The sequence below is a fragment of the Zobellia russellii genome (genome assembly GCF_044597075.1).
Classification (GTDB): domain Bacteria; phylum Bacteroidota; class Bacteroidia; order Flavobacteriales; family Flavobacteriaceae; genus Zobellia; species Zobellia russellii.
This window is the reverse complement of sequence record NZ_CP139000.1, coordinates 298,493-317,664: the sequence shown is the minus strand read 5'-3', so window position 1 is coordinate 317,664 and position 19,172 is coordinate 298,493. Positions and strand designations below refer to the sequence as shown.

18 protein-coding genes are annotated in these 19,172 nt (G+C 38.1%); 11 read left to right on the top strand and 7 right to left on the bottom strand.

Features of this window, described 5'->3' with window-relative positions:
* Positions 1–2: 2 nt before the first annotated feature.
* The 4 genes from SJY45_RS01270 (at position 3) to SJY45_RS01255 (ending at position 3,105) form a co-directional block, all read left to right on the top strand.
* The gene (locus tag SJY45_RS01270; protein WP_400074284.1) at positions 3–785 is read left to right on the top strand and encodes an ABC transporter ATP-binding protein; all 783 of its coding nucleotides are present in this window, start codon (positions 3–5) and stop codon (positions 783–785) included.
* A gap of 66 nt (positions 786–851) precedes the next feature.
* Positions 852–2,198 carry a DNA recombination protein RmuC gene (gene rmuC / locus SJY45_RS01265; RefSeq protein WP_400072998.1) on the top strand — a complete coding sequence of 449 codons (1,347 nt, stop codon included), beginning with the start codon at positions 852–854 and terminating at the stop codon, positions 2,196–2,198.
* Positions 2,195–2,560 (top strand): 6-phosphogluconate dehydrogenase, encoded by a 366-nt coding sequence (locus SJY45_RS01260; protein ID WP_215438973.1) that lies wholly within the window; start codon positions 2,195–2,197, stop codon positions 2,558–2,560. The genes rmuC and SJY45_RS01260 overlap by 4 nt, the downstream gene beginning before the upstream one ends.
* A complete protein-coding gene (locus SJY45_RS01255; RefSeq protein ID WP_215438972.1) occupies positions 2,560–3,105 on the top strand; it encodes an acyl-CoA thioesterase in 546 nt (181 codons plus the stop codon). Before SJY45_RS01260 ends, SJY45_RS01255 begins: the two co-directional genes overlap by 1 nt.
* On the opposite strand, the gene pgl is transcribed toward SJY45_RS01255, so the two are convergent.
* Together pgl and zwf are read right to left on the bottom strand one after the other, a co-directional pair.
* On the bottom strand, positions 3,086–3,811 hold the full coding sequence (gene pgl, locus SJY45_RS01250; RefSeq protein WP_400072997.1) for a 6-phosphogluconolactonase: 726 nt from the start codon (positions 3,809–3,811) through the stop codon (positions 3,086–3,088). The two genes, SJY45_RS01255 and pgl, sit on opposite strands and share 20 nt — an antisense overlap.
* Before the next feature lie 54 nt (positions 3,812–3,865).
* Positions 3,866–5,398, bottom strand: coding sequence for a glucose-6-phosphate dehydrogenase (gene zwf / locus SJY45_RS01245; protein WP_215914637.1), 1,533 nt, complete (start codon positions 5,396–5,398; stop codon positions 3,866–3,868).
* Between the two features lie 173 nt (positions 5,399–5,571).
* Here zwf and gndA point away from each other — a divergent pair, with 173 nt between their 5' ends.
* From gndA to SJY45_RS01225, 4 genes are all read left to right on the top strand, one after another.
* Positions 5,572–6,984, top strand: a complete 1,413-nt coding sequence (gene gndA / locus SJY45_RS01240; protein ID WP_215438969.1) for an NADP-dependent phosphogluconate dehydrogenase — start codon at positions 5,572–5,574, stop codon at positions 6,982–6,984.
* A 48-nt stretch (positions 6,985–7,032) separates the two neighbouring features.
* Entirely contained in the window at positions 7,033–7,590 is a 558-nt protein-coding gene (locus tag SJY45_RS01235; protein WP_400072996.1) for a DUF3124 domain-containing protein, read from the top strand.
* A gap of 145 nt (positions 7,591–7,735) precedes the next feature.
* Positions 7,736–9,964 (top strand): response regulator, encoded by a 2,229-nt coding sequence (locus SJY45_RS01230; protein ID WP_400072995.1) that lies wholly within the window; start codon positions 7,736–7,738, stop codon positions 9,962–9,964.
* Between the two features lie 15 nt (positions 9,965–9,979).
* Positions 9,980–10,330: a ribose-5-phosphate isomerase gene (locus tag SJY45_RS01225; protein ID WP_400072994.1), complete on the top strand. Its 351-nt coding sequence runs from the start codon at positions 9,980–9,982 to the stop codon at positions 10,328–10,330.
* A gap of 111 nt (positions 10,331–10,441) precedes the next feature.
* On the opposite strand, the gene carB is transcribed toward SJY45_RS01225, so the two are convergent.
* Together carB and rpmH are read right to left on the bottom strand one after the other, a co-directional pair.
* A complete protein-coding gene (carB, locus tag SJY45_RS01220) occupies positions 10,442–13,297 on the bottom strand; it encodes a carbamoyl-phosphate synthase large subunit (protein WP_400072993.1) in 2,856 nt (951 codons plus the stop codon).
* A gap of 119 nt (positions 13,298–13,416) precedes the next feature.
* Complete coding sequence (gene rpmH / locus SJY45_RS01215; RefSeq protein ID WP_072991142.1) at positions 13,417–13,584, bottom strand: 50S ribosomal protein L34; 168 nt, start codon at positions 13,582–13,584, stop codon at positions 13,417–13,419.
* A 185-nt stretch (positions 13,585–13,769) separates the two neighbouring features.
* Between rpmH and SJY45_RS01210 the strand changes: the two genes are divergently transcribed.
* Positions 13,770–14,675, top strand: a complete 906-nt coding sequence (locus SJY45_RS01210) for a DUF6263 family protein (RefSeq protein WP_400072992.1) — start codon at positions 13,770–13,772, stop codon at positions 14,673–14,675.
* A 5-nt stretch (positions 14,676–14,680) separates the two neighbouring features.
* Positions 14,681–15,196, top strand: a complete 516-nt coding sequence (locus SJY45_RS01205) for a DUF2892 domain-containing protein (RefSeq protein ID WP_215914641.1) — start codon at positions 14,681–14,683, stop codon at positions 15,194–15,196.
* Between the two features lie 47 nt (positions 15,197–15,243).
* Here SJY45_RS01205 and cls read toward each other — a convergent pair whose 3' ends face one another.
* The 3 genes from cls to SJY45_RS01190 form a co-directional block, all read right to left on the bottom strand.
* Complete coding sequence (gene cls, locus SJY45_RS01200) at positions 15,244–16,716, bottom strand: cardiolipin synthase (RefSeq protein ID WP_400072991.1); 1,473 nt, start codon at positions 16,714–16,716, stop codon at positions 15,244–15,246.
* 122 nt (positions 16,717–16,838) lie between these two features.
* Positions 16,839–17,804 (bottom strand): lytic transglycosylase domain-containing protein, encoded by a 966-nt coding sequence (locus SJY45_RS01195; RefSeq protein WP_400072990.1) that lies wholly within the window; start codon positions 17,802–17,804, stop codon positions 16,839–16,841.
* Between the two features lie 186 nt (positions 17,805–17,990).
* Positions 17,991–18,653, bottom strand: coding sequence for an alpha/beta fold hydrolase (locus SJY45_RS01190; protein WP_400072989.1), 663 nt, complete (start codon positions 18,651–18,653; stop codon positions 17,991–17,993).
* A gap of 169 nt (positions 18,654–18,822) precedes the next feature.
* Between SJY45_RS01190 and SJY45_RS01185 the strand changes: the two genes are divergently transcribed.
* Entirely contained in the window at positions 18,823–19,116 is a 294-nt protein-coding gene (locus SJY45_RS01185) for a GNAT family N-acetyltransferase (protein ID WP_215438959.1), read from the top strand.
* Positions 19,117–19,172: the final 56 nt, after the last annotated feature.

Sequence of the window (19,172 nt, the reverse complement as noted above, 5' to 3'; positions counted from 1 at the left end):
TCATAGGGCTCTTAAAAAAACATAGTACGCTTTCATCTGCCAATCTATCTATTGGATATGGCTCCAATGCTATTGCCCAAAATATTACTTTTGGCCTGGAGCCCGGTGAGCTTACGGCCATAGTTGGCGTGAACGGTATTGGAAAATCTACTTTATTGCGAACCCTGGGCAATTCACAACCTCAGCTGGCCGGCCATATAGCGGTTAAGGGCAAACCTATTGCCGCTTACTCTCCGCAAGACCTATCAGCTGAGATAAGCATGGTTCTTACGGAGCCTATTGCCTCTAAAAACCTTTCCGTTATTGAATTAGTGGCTTTAGGAAGACAGCCTTATACCAATTGGCTGGGCACTCTTACAATAACGGACAAACAAAAAATAAAAGAAGCCCTAAAATCCCTACAGCTTGAAAAACTTCAGGATAAAAAATGTTATGAGCTAAGCGACGGGCAATTGCAACGTGTTATGATTGCCCGGGCTTTAGCCCAAGATACATCTATCATCCTATTGGACGAACCCACTACGCATCTAGACCTTTACCATAAAATACAGATTTTAAAACTGCTTCGTTCCATTGCACATTCCACAAAAAAAATTGTGCTATTTACTACCCATGAGATTGAAATGGCTATTCAGCTGTGCGACAAAATGGTTCTGTTAGATGGAAAAGAAAATTATTTTGGACAACCTTGCGAACTAATTGAACAAAAAGCGTTTGAGTTGTTATTCCCTTCCGATACCGTTGCTTTTGACCCAAAGACAGGTTCTTTTAGGATAAAAAAGTAACGTAAGAGTGATGTTTGGTTTTAAAGCCAATCTCGTATCTTTACCCCCGAACACTTTATTTTACAAATGAACATTTACCTTATATATTTATTAATAGGACTAGTATGTCTTGCGGCAGGTTATTTCCTAGGAAACTATATTCAAAATTTAAAGACAAAAAGCAGCCAGAGTGCGCTTGAAGAACGCGAACAACAATTACATGCCAATCTTGGTGTTATGGAGCAACGGCTACGTGACAGTGAAGAACATAAACTGCAACTGCAGAGTGAAAAAGAACAACTGGGCAACCAGATTGTACGTTACCAGGCCGATTTAGAGAACCTTCAACTAAAAAACAAAGAACAAAAAGACGAGGTAGAAAAGCTTCAAGAAAAGTTTACCAAAGAGTTTGAAAATCTTGCCAACAAGATTTTAGAGGAGAAAAGTTTAAAGTTTACGGAGCGTAACGAAAAGAACATTAAAGACATCCTATCCCCTTTAAATGAAAAAATACAACTTTTTGAAAAGAAAGTTGAAGAGAGCCAAAAGGAGAACATCAGCATACATTCAGCCTTAAAAGAGCAACTTTTAAACCTGCAGACACAAAACCTAAAAATCACCCAAGAAGCAGAGAACCTTACCAAGGCATTAAAAGGCGACAGCAAAATGCAAGGAAATTGGGGGGAATTGGTTCTGGAACGTGTATTGGAAAAATCCGGTCTTGAAAAAGACAGGGAATATTCCGTGCAACAAAGTTTTACCCGAGAAGATGGCTCAAGAGTACTTCCAGATGTTATTATTAACCTACCCGATCGGAAAAAGATGGTTGTTGATTCCAAAGTATCCCTTACCGATTATGAGCGGTACGTAAACGCGGAAGAGGACCTGCGCGAAAAATTCCTAAAGGACCATATTAATTCCCTTAAGCGTCACGTAGACCAGCTTTCTTCAAAAAAATACGAAGACCTGTACGCTATGGAAAGTCCGGATTTTGTGCTCATGTTCGTACCCATAGAACCTGCTTTTGCCATTGCTATAAACAATGACCCTACGTTATACAACAAAGCATTTGAACAGAACATAGTTATAGTTACCCCATCTACCTTACTTGCTACCCTGCGTACCATAGACAGTATGTGGAACAATGAAAAGCAACAGCGCAACGCCATAGAGATTGCCAGACAGGCGGGAGCTCTTTATGATAAGTTCGAAGGTTTTGTAAACGACCTTACCAAAGTTGGTAAGAAAATGGACGAGGCCAAATCTGAATACAAAGGAGCTATGAACAAACTTGTAGAAGGGCGGGGCAACATTGTTATTAGCATAGAAAAATTGAAGAAAATGGGTGCCAAGGCTAAAAAATCCATTCCCGAACCCATATTAAAACGCGCTCAAGACGATGATTTTGAAAGCGAACTAAAACTGAAACCATGAAAAAGTCGCTTTTTGTAACTCTGGGCATTATTATAGCCCTTTTCGCTATTGTTTATGCCTTTATTTACTTTGTACCATATAGCGATGGTATACGCTCTGGAGAGCTAATAAAAATAAGCCACAAAGGAGTTATCATAAAAACTTGGGAAGGCGAGATAAGTCAAGGTATTTCCGGAGCTCAAATCTTTTCTTTTTCTGTATTGGACAAGGATAAAGAAGTAATAGAGAAGCTTCAAGAATATCAGGGCCAATATGTAAAATTGCACTATGTAGAGCGCTTTGCCACCTTTCTTTGGTTGGGCGATAGTAAATATTTCATTACCGACGTACAGAAAGAACAATCACCTCATTTTAGAAACTAATGGAAAAGTTTAAAAGCGCTAACGAGTCTAGAGTATCAATAACAGAGCTTATGCTCCCCTCCCATTCTAATTTTGGGGGTAAGGTTCATGGTGGTCATATTCTTAATCTTATGGACCAAATTGCCTTTGCCTGTGCTTCCAAACACTCGCAGCGGTACTGTGTAACCGCATCCGTTAACCGTGTAGATTTTTTACACCCTGTAGAAGTGGGTGAACTGTTAACGCTTAGAGCCTCTATTAACTATACGGGAAAAACATCTATGGTCGTGGGGGTTCGTGTAGAATCGCAAAACATAACCACGGGTACAAAGCGCCATTGCAACTCTTCCTATTTTACTATGGTAGCGAAAGATGAAAACGGGAAAAGTGTTCCCGTACCCGGCTTACTTCTAGAAAACGAACAAGGTGTTAGACGTTTTTCCAGAAGTAAACAGCGTAAAGAAGAGGCCTTTTCAAGAGACACTCAGTTTGACTCTTCACAATTTAAAATGGAAATGCATTTAGAGAGTCTTAGCAACGAAAATGTTAAACTTGCCCTTCGGTAATTTTAGCGGCCGCGGCCTTATCCAAAAACCAAAGTAAATCTCCTGTTGTAGGTGCCACTAAATTGGCAGGGTACGAAGTGTACGAACCTTCCTTATTTATAATTTCTCCTACCTTTTCCTCTTTACTGGCCCCTGTTACCAAAAAGGCTACAGTTTTAGAGTGGTTGATGACATTCCCGGTTATGGTAACTCGTTTTTGACCAGAATCTGGATGAACGGCAACTGCACAAAGGTTTTCTGAGTCCCACAATTCTATTTCATGTGGAAAAATAGATGCTGTATGACCATCATCTCCCATACCCAAAATAACTAAATCAAATTGAGGGAATCCGTTTTTGGCCGGAAGTTCATTTTTCAATACTTGAGCATAACGCTCCGCTTCCTTTTCAGGGTCATTCTCTCCTTCTACCCTATGAATATTGCTCTCTGGGATATCAATTTTTGACAAAAGGTGCTCTACGGTCATTTTATAATTACTTTCATCATCCGTAGGAAGTACACAGCGTTCATCTCCCCAATAAAAATGCACCAGTTTCCAATCTATACTAGCTCCAAACTTTTCGGCCAGTACATCAAAAACTATTTTTGGCGTGCTTCCTCCCGAAAGCGCTACATGAAAAGGTTCGTTTCCTTTGGTCTGCTCTGCAAAATACTTTGAAAACTCTTGAGCAACTTCAACTTTATCTTGATATATCTTTAATTCCATACTTTTATTTAAATGAACAAAAGAGCCCTTCTTTAAAAAGGGCCTTTACTTTAATTAGCAAATGACACAAAAACCAGGGTCGTCCGTAAGATTAGGACCTGGATTTCTCCACTCACCAATACCATCTATGAGCTCATGAGAATTTTCAGGGCCCCAAACACCGGCGGCATACCCGTACATACGCACATCTTTGCCGTTTTCCCAGTACTTTAAGATAGGGTCTACAAATTCCCAAGCCGCCTCAACCTCATCAGCTCTCGCATATAAGGTTGCATCACCCTGCATAGCATCTAACAATAAGCGCTCATACGCATCCATTACATGGGTTTCAGCTAAACTAGAATAGTAAAAATCTAAATTAGCACGTTCTACCTTAAAGCCCTGACCTGGTACTTTTACACCAAATTTCAATAGAATACCTTCATCTGGCTGAATACGGATTACCAATTTATTGTCCTTGCTATCTAACCCGGAGTCTTGAAAAATTTGATGATGAGGGGTTTTAAAGTGAATCACCACTTCCGTTGCCTTGGTAGGCATTCTCTTTGCGGTGCGAACGTAGAACGGTGTATCTTTCCATCTCCAGTTATCAACAAAGAACTTAATGGCCGCAAAGGTTTCCGTGGTAGAATCTTTATCCACTCCCTCTTCCTCACGATAACCTTTAACTTCTTCTCCGTCTATAACGGATTTGGTGTATTGCGCCCTAATGGTATTATCAAATAATTCCTGCTCGGTTTTCATAACCCTGAGCGATTTAAGCGCCTTTACCTTTTCGTTTCGTATATCTTCCGGAGCATCGCTTATAGGCGGCTCCATAACAATCAAAGAAACAATCTGCAATAAATGGTTCTGGAACATATCCCGTAAGGCACCGGATTTATCATAATATCCTCCTCTTTTCTCCACACCAACACTCTCTGCATTGGTAATTTCTACGTGGTGTATGTAGTTCCTGTTCCAAAGAGGCTCAAAAATACTGTTGGCAAAACGGGTAACCAATAGGTTCTGTACCGTCTCCTTACCTAAATAGTGGTCTATTCTATATATCTGATGTTCCTTAAAAAATTGCTGAAGGCCGCTATTAAGCTGTTTGGCAGTATCCAAACTGTAGCCAAAAGGTTTTTCAACAATTAAGCGTTTCCAACCATTGTTTTGGGTGCTCATACCTGCATCTGCAAGGTTTTGAGCTATTGTTTCATATAATGTAGGTGGCGTAGAAAGGTAGTATATGATATTACCAGATGTTTGGTATTTGTTCTTTAAGTCTTCAACCCTCTTTCTCAAGCGACCATAGTCCGTGTCATAACTCCCTCCTAAATCTTCGTAAAAGAATTTATCCGCAAAGTTCTTTACCTCCTCTTCCTTTAGACCTTTAAGTTTATCCTCTAAATAAGTGCTCTCTAATACCACTTTATTCCTAAAAGCGCTATCGGTCATATCACTCCTACTTGCCCCTAGTACCACAAAATTTTCAGGAAGTTGATTGGCCTGATACAAATTAAAAAGTGCGGGTACAAGTTTTCTTGCCGTAAGGTCGCCAGAAGCGCCAAATATCACAAGAATTTGATTTTCTGTTTTATTCATAATGAGATAATATCCTAATACTATTTGAAAGGTTAAAAGTATCGAAAAGATGCAGTAATACCAACGAGTTTACCCTAAGATAATCTTACATTTCAATAATTTCGTTTAATTTTGGTTGTACCTACCAAAAAAGAACAATTTGAACGTTGATCGTTTAATTTTAAAATTAGGAAATGGAAGAAAAATATGATTTTGGATTAATAGGCCTTGGTGTTATGGGCCGTAACTTTATATTAAATGTAGCAGACAATGGTTTTTCTGCTTACGGATACGATTTAGACGCTGAAAAAGTAGCGGCTTTAAAGGAAGAAGGAGGCCATGAGGCCAAGGTTAATGCCTCTACGAACATCAAAACATTCGTTAAATCGTTAAAGGAACCCAGAAAAATTATGCTTTTGGTTCCTGCTGGTAAAATTGTAGATGCAGTTATAGAAAGTCTTTTACCTCATATAGATCGCGGTGATATCATAATAGACGGTGGAAACTCATTTTTTACGGATACTGACCGTCGTGAAGCCTATCTTCATGATAAGGCCATTAACTTTTTTGGAGCCGGTGTTTCGGGTGGTGCAAAAGGTGCTCGTCTAGGGCCAAGCATCATGCCTGGAGGCTCAAAATCTGCCTACCAACATATCAAACCTATTTTTGAGGCGGTTTCCGCAAAATACAAAGGCGAACCTTGTGTTGCATATTTAGGTCCAAAATCGTCCGGAAACTACGTAAAAATGGTTCATAATGGTATTGAATATGGACTTATGCAATTAACTTCGGAAGTATATGACCTGCTTAAAAAGGCCGGGGATTATACCAACGAGGAGCTTCATACTACCTACTCTAAATGGAACGAGGGCCGTTTACAATCTTTTCTTGTTGAGATTACCTCTAAAATCTTTATTCAGAAAGATGAGCTTAACTTAAGTAAATTGGGGCTTTTAGACCAGATATCTGATCGTGCAAAACAAAAAGGTACCGGAAAATGGACCAGCCAAAACGCAATGGATTTGGGTATCCCCGTTCCTTCTATAGATATTGCCGTTAGCATGCGTGAAATATCAGCCTTAAAAGAAGAGCGAGTGAAGGCAGACGAATTGTACGACCGTCCAGAAGTTGAAAAATTAGACAAGGAAGAATTAGAGAAAATGGCAGAAGAAGCCCTTTACTTCTCCTTTATCATAACTTATGCCCAAGGACTTCACCAATTAGCCGATGCTTCAAAAGAATACAATTACAACTTGGATATAGCTACAATTGCAAAAATCTGGCGTGAAGGATGTATTATTCGTGCGGGATTATTAGCTGATATTTCAGATGCGTTTGAAGCGGACAAGGACCTTCCGAACCTTTTACTTTCTGATCAGTTTATAGACAAAGTAAAAGGCAGTGTTGGCTCTGCTAGAAAATTGGTAGCACACGCAGCCAAAAACGGAATTCCTTTACCTGGCCTTTCTAACTCGCTTACCTATTTTGATGCCTATACATCAAGTAGATTGCCGTTAAATCTTATTCAGGCACAACGGGATTTCTTTGGTTCTCACACTTATGAGCGTTTAGACAAAGAGGGTATTTTCCATACAGAATGGGAATAAAATTAGTTGACCATTAACCTAACTCAATGAGACTAGAACAATAAAGGCATGAGCAAATACAACAATAGGGATTTTTTAATTGAAAATTCTATTTGGGGCCAGACCTGTGTTCTTATACTCATTTTTCTGGTTACCTCTTGCAAACAAGCAAATGAAGAGCAACCAGTAAAGGTTCTTGATGAACATACTTTAACTAGAAGGGTCGATGGTGCTGCCGTCGACCCTCTTACCAAACAAGTCTACGTACCCATTTATTCGGATATTTATAACCAGACCAGAGACTCAAGAACTTTATTGACGGCCACATTAAGCATTAGAAATACCAGTTTAAAAGATAGCCTGTTCATCACCACTATAGATTATTACAATACAGGAGGTGACCTGGTTAGGAGTTACCTGGATCAAGCCATTTATCTCCGCCCTATGGAGTCTATTGACTATGTTATAGAACAACAGGATACTTCTGGAGGTAGCGGTGCCAATTTTATCATAGATTGGTATTCCAAACATCCCATAAACCCCTTATTTCAAGCAGTAATGGTTGGTGGTTTGGGTGCACAAGCATTTTCCTTTACTACAGAGGGAATAGAAGTAGACGCAGAATAATATACTTAAGGGCCATTACGTCCTATCTTTCAAGATACCTTCCATCGATCTATTGACTACTTCGTAATATATTGTGAAGCAAATCCTTATATTAGCTCGTCAAAAAAGGCCAACCCCGAAATTTCTTATTGGCCCCTAAGATTTTATGAGCCCATTCAGATTACTTATTATTGTTTTTTTTCTTTCCCATTTGACTAACACCTTAGCTCAAAACTCAACGGAATGGCAACGGGATACCTTGGAATTTTACGTAAACAAGTCAAACGAGGCCTACGATCAATACAACTATAAAGACGCCATTAAATACGCCGCTACCCTAATAGAAAAAGGACATGAGTACGATTATGATTATTACGAGTTCCTAGGCTACGATATTTTAGGCGGAATTTATTCCGAAACCGAAGACACCATAAAAGGCAAAATCTACTCTGAAAAAGCCCTAGAGCTGGCACGAGCCACAGAAACGGACAGCTTAATAGCATGGGGAGCCTTAAACTTGGGAATCCTTTACTCCGAGAATAAACAAACCTATAACAAGGCCATTGCTTATTTTAAGGAAAGCATAGAATTAAATCAAAAAGCCCAAGATTACGACGAAATATACCTTACGTACATAAATCTTATTTGGACATACTTAGACAACAATCAACTGGATAATGCGGCTCACTACATACAAAAAGCAGAGGAGCTTTCTTTGCAAGAAGTAGATTCCCTGGACAGATTGTACATGGATTTGCTACATGGCAAATATTACCTTGCTAAAAAGAAGTACGATGCGGCAACTCAAAAGTTGGAGAAAATTGCATCGTTTGCCAATGAAAATGATAATACAGACCTTGCCATAGAGGCATACGGAGATTTATCCAAACTCTACAGTGAAACGGATGATTATAAAAAAGCCTTTGCCAATTTAGACCAACACAATCTCTACAAGCAAAAGGCATACACCTTAAAAAAACTAGAGGAAACCGAGAAGGCACGAGCTAAATACGATTTAGAACAAGCACATAAAGAACTACAGTCTGCCTTAAAGGAACAAGCCTATGCAGAGGAGTTAATCTCCAAATCAAAATCGCTTACCACTGTTCTTATTATTGCCATTGTTATTCTTGTTTTAGCCCTTTTCGGCATTATTACTTTCTTTAAAACCCGAAAGATTTACATCAATAGGTTGATGGCAAAGAACAAACAGCTTAGACTTGCCAACGAAAAAGCCGAAAAACTTTCTAAAGTAAAGACCAAGTTCCTATCTACCGTAAGTCATGAACTTAGAACCCCTCTTTATGGAGTGATAGGTATATCTACATTGCTTAAAGAAGACCAAAATCTAAAAGCCTATGCGGACGACTTAAATTCTTTAAAGTTCTCTGCGGATTACTTATTAGCGCTCATTAATGATGTATTGCTTTTGAGTAAGATGGATGCTGAAGCCATTAGCCTATCTAAAGTGCCTTACGAATTGGATACCCTTATACAGAATATAGTACGTTCCTTTGAATTTACGCTACACGAGAACAGCAACAAACTGCACCTTCATATTGACGAGAACATCCCCAATAAATTAATTGGCGACCCTATACGGCTTTCCCAAGTGCTTATCAACCTAATGGGCAACGCGATTAAATTCACCGAAAACGGTAATATTTGGCTAAGCCTCGTTGTAGTTGAAACTACTAAGAATGAAAACACCGTGGTAAAATTCACTATAAAGGATGATGGTCTTGGGATTCCCTTGCATATGCAGAAGGAAATTTTTAAAGAGTTCACCCAAATAGAAAATAAAAACCATAGTTATACAGGTACTGGTTTAGGTCTAACCATTGTAAAAAAGATTCTAGACCTTTACGGAAGTGAAATTCAACTTACAAGTCATCCTAACGAAGGGGCGGAATTCAGTTTTGAATTAACACTAGAAAAACAAACTGAGCAACATAAAGCAGTATCTATTCTTAATGGCGATACTAACTTATCACAGAGATTAAAAAATGGCCATACAAGCCATGTTCTGATTGTTGATGACAATAAAATAAACCAAAAGGTCACACAGAAAACCCTAGAGAAACATCATATCAAGTCCAGCTTAGCAAATGATGGCGTACAGGCCGTTGCCATGTGCAAGTCCAACGCATACGATTTAATATTGATGGACATCAACATGCCTAATATAAATGGTATGGAAGCCACGATGATGATTCGTAAATTCAATAAGAACATCCCAATTATAGCACTTACAGCCGTTGAGCTAGAAGAAGGAACACAGGAAATACTTAATTCCGGAATGGACGATGTCATACACAAACCCTATAACCTTACCGAATTTTTGAAAATTATTTTTAAACACCTTCCTAAAGAGGAAATGGATTTATCCCATTAAATAATCCATTTTTAAATGGCCAAAACTCAATATCAGATTTACGTTATAGAACTTTCTAAAAAAGTTTTCACGGAAAACAGACGTTTTCGTGAAGCAAATCCACAATTTAATGGAGTTTTAGAATGTCTGTATGTAGGTATGACCAGCAAAACACCCAAAGAACGTTTTGAACAACATAAAAAGGGAAGCTTAAGCAAAAAGGGACACAATCTTTCTTCCAGCATTGTAAAAAAATACGGTTCCTACCTAAGACCAAGTCTTTACAACCATATTAAATCTCTAAACACCAGAGCAGAGGCTTTAAAAATGGAAGAAACCCTAGCATTGGAACTACGCCGAAAACGTTACGCGGTATGGTTTAACTAATCGCCTACTTCACTAGCAAATTCCATGAACAAAACAGAACATATTTAAGCTATAAAAAAAAGCCGTAACAACTATCTTGTTACGGCTTTTCTGATATTTACTTCAAACAAATTACTTGCTCAAATACATCTTCCTTCTAGCGTAAAGGTTATAAAACTCATCATCCTTTAAGCTATCTATAAAGAGAATACTCTCTCCCGTACTCTTCATTTCAGGACCTAAGTTTTTGTTTACATTAGGGAACTTATTAAAAGAAAAGACCGGTTGTTTAATGGCAAAACCTTTTAGCTCTGGTTTAAAATCAAAATCTTTTACTTTCTTATCCCCTAGCATTACTTTGGTAGCGTAATTTACGTAAGGCTCTTTATAAGCTTTTGCAATAAACGGTACTGTTCTGGATGCTCTTGGGTTAGCTTCAATGATGTAAACCATATCATCTTTAACAGCAAACTGAATATTTATCAGACCTACCGTGTTCAAAGCTAAAGCAATCTTCTTGGTATGGTCTTTTATCTGTTGCATGACAAACTCGCCCAAGTTAAACGGTGGTAAGGTAGCATTAGAGTCTCCAGAGTGGATTCCACAAGGCTCAATATGCTCCATTATACCAATGATATAAACATCTTCACCATCACAGATTGCATCGGCTTCCGCTTCTATAGCACCGTCTAAGTAATGATCTAAAAGCAACTTATTGTTCGGTATCTTTCTAAGAAGATCCACCACATGCTCTTCTAACTCTTCTTTGTTGATTACAATCTTCATTCCTTGACCTCCAAGAACATAGGATGGTCTTACTAATAATGGGAAATTAAGCTTATCCGCTAAAGCCAAAGCCTCATCTGCCGTTTCTGCAACCCCAAACTCAGGGAAAGGAATATTGTTTTCTTTTAAAAGTTCTGAGAAGCTACCACGATCTTCCGCAAGATCCAAAGCCTTAAAGCTGGTACCTAATATCTTAACACCATATTTCTCTAGTTTCTCCGCAAGTTTCAGTGCGGTTTGCCCACCTAATTGAACAATTACACCTTCTGGATTCTCATGACGGATAATATCATAGATATGCTCCCAAAAAACAGGCTCAAAATAAAGCTTGTCCGCCGTATCAAAATCCGTTGAAACCGTTTCAGGATTACAGTTTATCATTATGGTCTCATAACCACATTCAGCAGCGGCAAGTACACCGTGAACACAACAGTAATCAAACTCAATTCCCTGTCCAATTCGGTTTGGTCCGGAACCTAGAACAACAATTTTCTTACGATCGGTAACAACGCTATCGTTCTCAACATAACGTGTTCCATCCGGTTTTTCTATTTCCGCTTCAAAAGTAGAATAGTAGTAAGGAGTCATCGCCTTAAATTCGGCGGCACAGGTATCTACCAATTTATAGACCCTATTGATGTTCATTTCTTCCGTACGTTTTTTGTGTACCTCGCTCTCATAGCAATCCAGCATATGGGCAATTTGCCTATCGGCAAAACCTTTTTGCTTGGCCTCCAACATCAACTCCTTGTTAAGCGTTGCAATCGTGTAGGTAGAAATCTCTTTTTCTAGCAAATGAAGTTCTTCATACTGCTTTAAGAACCACATATCTATCTTGGTAATCTCATGAATCCTTCTCAAAGGAATACCCAATTGAATGGCATCATAAATTACAAAGACCCTATCCCAACTAGGAACAGTCAATTTCTGAATAATCTGGTCGTAATTACTATACCCTTTACCATCTGCACCTAATCCGTTCCTTTTTATTTCTAAGGATTGAGTTGCTTTATGTAGCGCTTCTTGAAATGAACGTCCAATACCCATAACCTCACCTACAGACTTCATTTGAAGACCTAACGTGCGATCGGAACCTTCAAATTTATCAAAGTTCCATCTTGGTATTTTTACGATTACATAATCTAGTGTTGGTTCAAATAAAGCAGATGTTGATTTTGTAATCTGATTATCCAACTCGTCCAAGTGATACCCAATAGCCAACTTGGTAGCAATCTTAGCAATAGGGTAACCTGTAGCTTTTGAGGCCAATGCCGATGAACGCGAAACCCTTGGGTTAATCTCAATAGCAATAATATCCTCTTCATCATCTGGGCTAACAGCAAACTGAACGTTACACCCTCCTGCAAAATCTCCAATACTACGCATCATATGGATAGCCATATCACGCATTTTTTGAAAAGTTCTATCGGATAAAGTCATAGCCGGAGCAACCGTAATGGAATCTCCGGTATGGATACCCATGGGATCCATATTTTCTATGGTACAAATAATAACTACGTTATCGTTCTTATCCCGTAGCAACTCCAATTCATACTCTTTCCACCCCATAAGGGCTTTATCTATCATTACCTCGTGAATAGGGGAAATCTCCAGACCACGACTTAAATGTTCATCAAAATCTTCTGCTTTGTAAACTATTGAAGCTCCTGCTCCACCCAAGGTATATGATGCTCTAATTACCAAAGGAAAACCAAACTCTTGTGCAATCTCCTTACCTTTTAAGAAGGAAGTGGCCGTAGCTTGCGGTGCCATGCCAACACCGATCTTAAGCATTAGCTCACGAAATTTTTCACGGTCTTCTGTAATATTTATGGCATCAATATCTACCCCGATAAGATCTACTCCAAAGTCTTTCCAAATTCCTTTTTCATCTGCCTCTATACATAAATTTAAAGCAGTTTGACCACCCATAGTGGGTAGCACTGCATCAATTTGAGGGTGTTCCTTTAGAATTTCAATGATCGATTTGGTAGTCAACGGTTTTAAATACACATGATCGGCCATAGAAGGGTCCGTCATGATTGTAGCAGGGTTGCTGTTAATTAAAATAGTTTCAATACCGTCTTCTCGTAATGAACGTAATGATTGCGAACCTGCATAATCAAATTCACAAGCTTGACCTATAACGATTGGACCGGAACCGATCAGTAGTATGGATTTTAAATCTTTTCTTTTGGGCATTAGTTGTATTCTTTAAAACTTTGGCATTAAATTGTTACAAATATCAGTACAAATCTGACATAAAAAAAGGTGTTACTTATAAAAAGTAACACCTATATATTTCTTAAAAAATAATATCATTATTTCTTGTGTCTCGGTTCAGAGGATACAGAAAGTTTTTTTCTTCCTTTAGCTCTTCTACGAGCTAAAACTTTTCTTCCATTTACGGATGCCATACGCTCCCTAAATCCATGTTTATTTCTTCTCTTTCTCTTTGAAGGCTGATATGTTCTTTTCTGTCCGGGCATTGTATTATCCTTTTCTTTGTGTGATACAAGTTTGCGAAACCGCTCGCTAAAACTGGGCGCAAATATACAAAGAGTTTTCTCTTTGGCAAATACATTTTGAAAAATATTTTTATTGAATGCCTACTGCCTAGCGATAGGTTTTTATTACTTTTGCCAAAATCGGATTTTCGCAATAAAATCAATCTATGAGAAACTTTTTGAGCATTATTTTCATTGTTCTTTCAAGTACCGTTTCTTTAGCCCAGACACAACTTGAGTACAAATTGAAGAAAAATGCTGTCTTCACCGTAAAACAAAACGCACAACAAATTATAACACAAGAACTGGACGGTGCCTCGCACATCCTTACCAATAGAATCAATGGTGTTTTAGAGTTCAAGGTACTGGAAGTAAGGGACACCACCTACAGAATAGCTTTAAAATTCAAGGACCTAAACTTAAATATGACCTCTAGCATTCAAGGTGAATTGATGGATGTACACGCTCAAGAGGTGAATGAAAATGATATGCAATCCCAAATATTCAACAGTCTTTTAAATAGGCCTGTAAATATTACCCTTGCCAAAACAGGAGATATCCTTGAAGTAAAAGGGGGAGATAGTCTTGTGGTAAAAATGGCAGAAGCATCTGGCCTTAAAGATGAATTTTCATTGAATATGATGAAAAAGTCACTGCAAAAAGAATTTGGATCAGAGGCGCTTTCTAGCAGTTATAAGCAAATGACCTTCATTTATCCCCGTAAAAAAGTAAAAGTGGGAGATACTTGGAAAAACCAGTATACAGGAAAATTGCAAGCAGACAACATATGGACGTTGAAAGCTTTAAACGCAGATACCATAAATATAACAGGAGCGGCCAAAGTTACAATGAACGTAACGGAAGCGGCAACTACAATGAAGCTTAAAGGCTCTCAAAAAACGAACATTACCACTAGTGCAACTACTGGTTTCATCAAAAAGATGACTGTAGAAGGTGTTTCCACTGGATCCTCTACAATGACGCAAATGGGCGATCAGGAAATACCTACGACCATAGAGTCTACCATTACATATGAGCTTCTAACGAATTTAAACGAACCGATCAATAATTAATACACATGTTCAATAAAAATCTTAAACTTGTCATAGCAGGACTTATTATAGCTTACGCCGTATATCAATTTATAGAAGGATATATTGGTAATGGAATCTTTTTAATTCTACTATCCCTAATCTTCATTTTTCTTTATTTCAGAAACGAGATTATTCTATTGGCCTTTCTCCGTATGAGAAAACAAGATTTAGAAGGCACACAAAAGTGGTTGAGCAAAATAAAGAACCCTGAGGCCGCCCTAGTTACAAAACAGCAAGGGTATTTTAACTACCTACACGGTATTATTCACTCTCAAAAAAACCTTACCCAAGCCGAGAAGTACTTTAAAAAGGCTCTAAAACTTGGTCTTACCATGGATTATGATGTAGCCATGGCCAAATTAAGCCTTGCGGGAATTGCAATGCAAAAAAGAAGAAAAAGAGAAGCCACTACACTTCTACAAGAAGCCAAAAAGCTTGATAAAAGTAATATGCTTACTGACCAAATAAAAATGATGCAGCAGCAAATGAAGAAGATTTAGGTTGTAGTTAGTGGTTAGTGGTTAGTGGTTAGTGGTTAGTGAAAATACTATAACAACGGAGCCCATAACCGACTAAAAGATTCTTTTAGCTTACGGCGTAAACCGCGGTTTTGCCATCTTTCAAGTTCTACCTCTTCGCACTCCTCCAAATCATCAAAAAAGTTGGTTGCGAGTTGGCGGTTTATTTCTTGGTTATAAATCATGGCATTTATTTCAAAATTGATAGAAAAGCTTCTATAATCTAAATTAGCCGTTCCTACCGTTGAAAATTGATTATCGATTACCATAGTCTTGGCATGGATAAAACCTTTACAATACCTGTAGATTCTGATACCCGATTCCAGACAATGCTCAATATATGAATCACCTGCGTACTGTGCGGCCCATGAATCGGATTCATAAGGAACCATAACCCTTACATCCAGTCCGCTTCTTGCAGCCGTAGTCAAAGCTGTTAAAATGGCATCATTAGGCATAAAATATGGAGATGTAATATAAATACGCTCCTTAGCCGAACTAATAGCACAAAAAATAGCTTCCATAATATTGGCCCAGTCCGTATCCGGACCACTAGCGGCAATCTGAACTGCCACAGGTTTCTCTGTTTCGGGTTTATTCTGCGGGAAGAAAGACTTCTCTATATCAACTTCATTATTGGAGGCAAAGTTCCAATTTAACAAAAAAGAAGACTGTAAAGAACCTACTGCCCCACCCTGCAACCTTAAATGTGTATCACGCCAATAACGCGGGTTCTTATAGCTGTTATCATAGCGTTGCGCCAAGTTTATTCCGCCAACATACCCTACCTTACCATCTATCACAATTATCTTCCTGTGGTCTCTATAATTGAGTTTTCCCGTAGAATTTGAAAAAAGTACCGGCATAAAGGCATAATGCTCTATTCCAGATTCGCTCATTTTTTTCTTTACTCTATTTGAAATTTTACTACCTACATCATCATAAACCAACCTAACTTTAACCCCAGATTTTGCCTTATCCATGAGAATACTAATGAGTTTATTTCCAAGCTCATCATCAAACAAAACAAAATACTCTAGATGTATATGACTTTCCGCGTTTCTTAAATCTTCGAACAGTCGTTTAAATTTTTCTTCGCCATTTATTAAAATTTCAACATTATTATCAAAAGTAAGAACCGCTTTCTCATTGTTTTTCAGCAACTTATACACTTTAAAAATACCTTCCCCATAAGTTTCCTCAAAATCTTCCCGCTCACTAGAGTCCAGCCGAAAGTTAGCCCGCCATTCCTTTATCTTTTGATTGTCCAAAAAATACTTCTTTTCAAAAATCTTTGATTTCCGATAGTCTTGCCCAAACAAATAGTATACAATCAACCCAAGAAAAGGCAGTACAGCCAAGGCAAAAAGAAAAGAAAGTGTTTTTACCGGGTTTTTATTTTTTAGAAGAATAAAGAAAGACAGCACAATAACAAGCCCATAGTTAATACCCAAAAGTATCAACCAAAGATTATTATTAAAAAAATTTAGTGTTGCATCCATCTTTCTTACCACCGAATAAGGCCAAGTTCAGCCAAAATCAGCTACTATATAAAGATGGGGAATAAAATGGAGTAAAACAGCCTCAATACGAATTTTATATAACCGTATTGAGGCCTTTTAGATTATTTGCCAACCCTATAATATCCTTTATTTGGGATTTCAATAGTATATTTTTTACGGGAGCTGTTATTTAAATGTGCCTCCCGCAGCCAAGGGTTATGTCTTTTAAGAATTTTATAGTTGATTTCATACTGCTGCGCAAAATCGGCAAAACTCAATACGGGCTCGTCTACCTCGACCTTAAAAGTTGGTACAGCTTGATACATATCTTCTTTATCTATATCAAAACCATATTTTTCAGGGTGACTCAATATTTCCTTTATTGCCATAATACGGAATACATATCTACCAGTTTCCTGCCCCAACAAAAGATCGTAATAATCACTCACCTGCTGGATACCCAAATATTTGTTGATAGCACCTGCTCCGGCATTATAGGACGCCGCCGTCAATGTCCAACTACCATATCTTTTGTAGTTCCTATTCAAATACTCACAGGCCACTTCAGTAGCTTTTTCCAAGTTGTAACGTTCATCTACGTTTCTGTTTACCTCTAAGCCATGCTCCTGCCCTGTAGCCTTCATTATCTGCCAAAAACCAGCAGCACCTGCATGCGAGACCACATTTTGAAGTCCGCTTTCTGCCACTGCCAAATATTTAAAATCATCTGGAATACCATTTTTGGCCAGAATTGGCTCTATAATAGGGAAATACATATTGGCCCTTTTGATCAACAAAACGGCATTGGATTGCCAATAGGTGTTTACCAAAAACTCACGGTCAATGCGCTCCATTACCTCAGGGTCATCCTGCGGAACAATCTCACCTGCAAAATTTAAATTTTCCGGAATCTCTATAGCCGAAATCCGGTACCCATCGGCAACGTTTTTATCTATTTCCTTCATTTCGTTTTCCAGAACATCTGCGTCGCCCTTAGCAGGCTCGGCATTGCTCTGTACAGCAAATATCAAAGTGCTCACAACAAAAAAGACGCCCAAAAGCATCAATACATTCTTTAAAATCTTCATTTTTTGGTATTGTACGGTTTATTCAAAGTTAGTAAACTCTTTTTGAATTTTTCTAAACCAAATGCACTCTTATTGAGCTTTAACTATAATTCTTAAACCCGATTATTAATCGACCATTAAAAAGAAGGTCACAAAGCATACAGTGAATACAAAAAAGGTAAAAAAGAGCTTAGTATTACAACTCATTTATTGCAAAATAATTGTGGGGAGGTGTTCGTTAAACCATCTAGCCCTGTGTATTATCATAGTGTGAGTGCCATTTTTTACAGTTATACACTCTTTAATCTTACCAATAGGAAAGACCGCATCTTTCTCTCCATGAATATGCACAAGGCCGGGAATTGCCTTTTTAGGTTTCCAATTTACAATTTGGTCAATAGACCAATCTATATAATACTTATCCCTAATGGACAGATATTCCTCGTAAAGTGCCAAACGCTTGTTCACGGTTTCTCCAAAAGCATACTTGGCTAAAAGCTCCATATTATTGACCAGCCCTGTAGGCAACAACCTATGCACATGAGTATATTTAGCAAATATCATGCGCCCGGGCAATTCAGAACTGTCTTTTACGCTAGATACGATTATGACTTTCCTGAACGATTTAAACCTTGCCATTTCCTGAACCAACATCCCACCAAAAGATACACCGATCAAAACAGCATTTTCATGATGAATATTCTCGTTCATCTTTTTTGCGTACGCCTCCAAAGACATATTTTTATCCGGCACAAACCATTCTAAAAGATGTTGCACAAATTTGTCCTCAGGTAGGATAATATATCTAAAGATGGAAGGATTTGCTGCCATTCCTGGCATAAAATATATGTGAATCTTAGAATCTCTCATTATGACAAAGCATAGGAATTGTTAGGAAATTAACATTATTTTCACTACTTTTGTCATCGACTTTGGGGGATTTCCATAGTTTATACAAATTTGAGCAAAAGTATATAAAATTACGATTTGAGAACACCGTGATTTTCTTACCTCTTGCCATCATCTAAAATCAAACTATATGAATGAAGTAGAAATTATTGACAACAGTTTCTTGCGTCAATTTGAAACCACGGTTGAAGGCACTTTAGCCAAGATCGAGTATTCTTCGCAAGAACGCAAAGTATTTCTAACAAAATTAGTAGTGCCTGAAGAAATCACCAAAGATGGTTTCAAAGAAGATTTTATCAAATCCGTTCTTCATCACATTCAGGAGCAAAATCTTAGAGTAGTTCCTACGAGTCCACAAATTGCCGGTTTTTTACGCAAAAACAGACAATACAAAGAAATGTTGCCCGTAGGTATCAGAATCTAACAGTATTTCAGAGTTTTTTTGAAGATGAATCCCGCAAACAGCGGGATTTTTTTTAC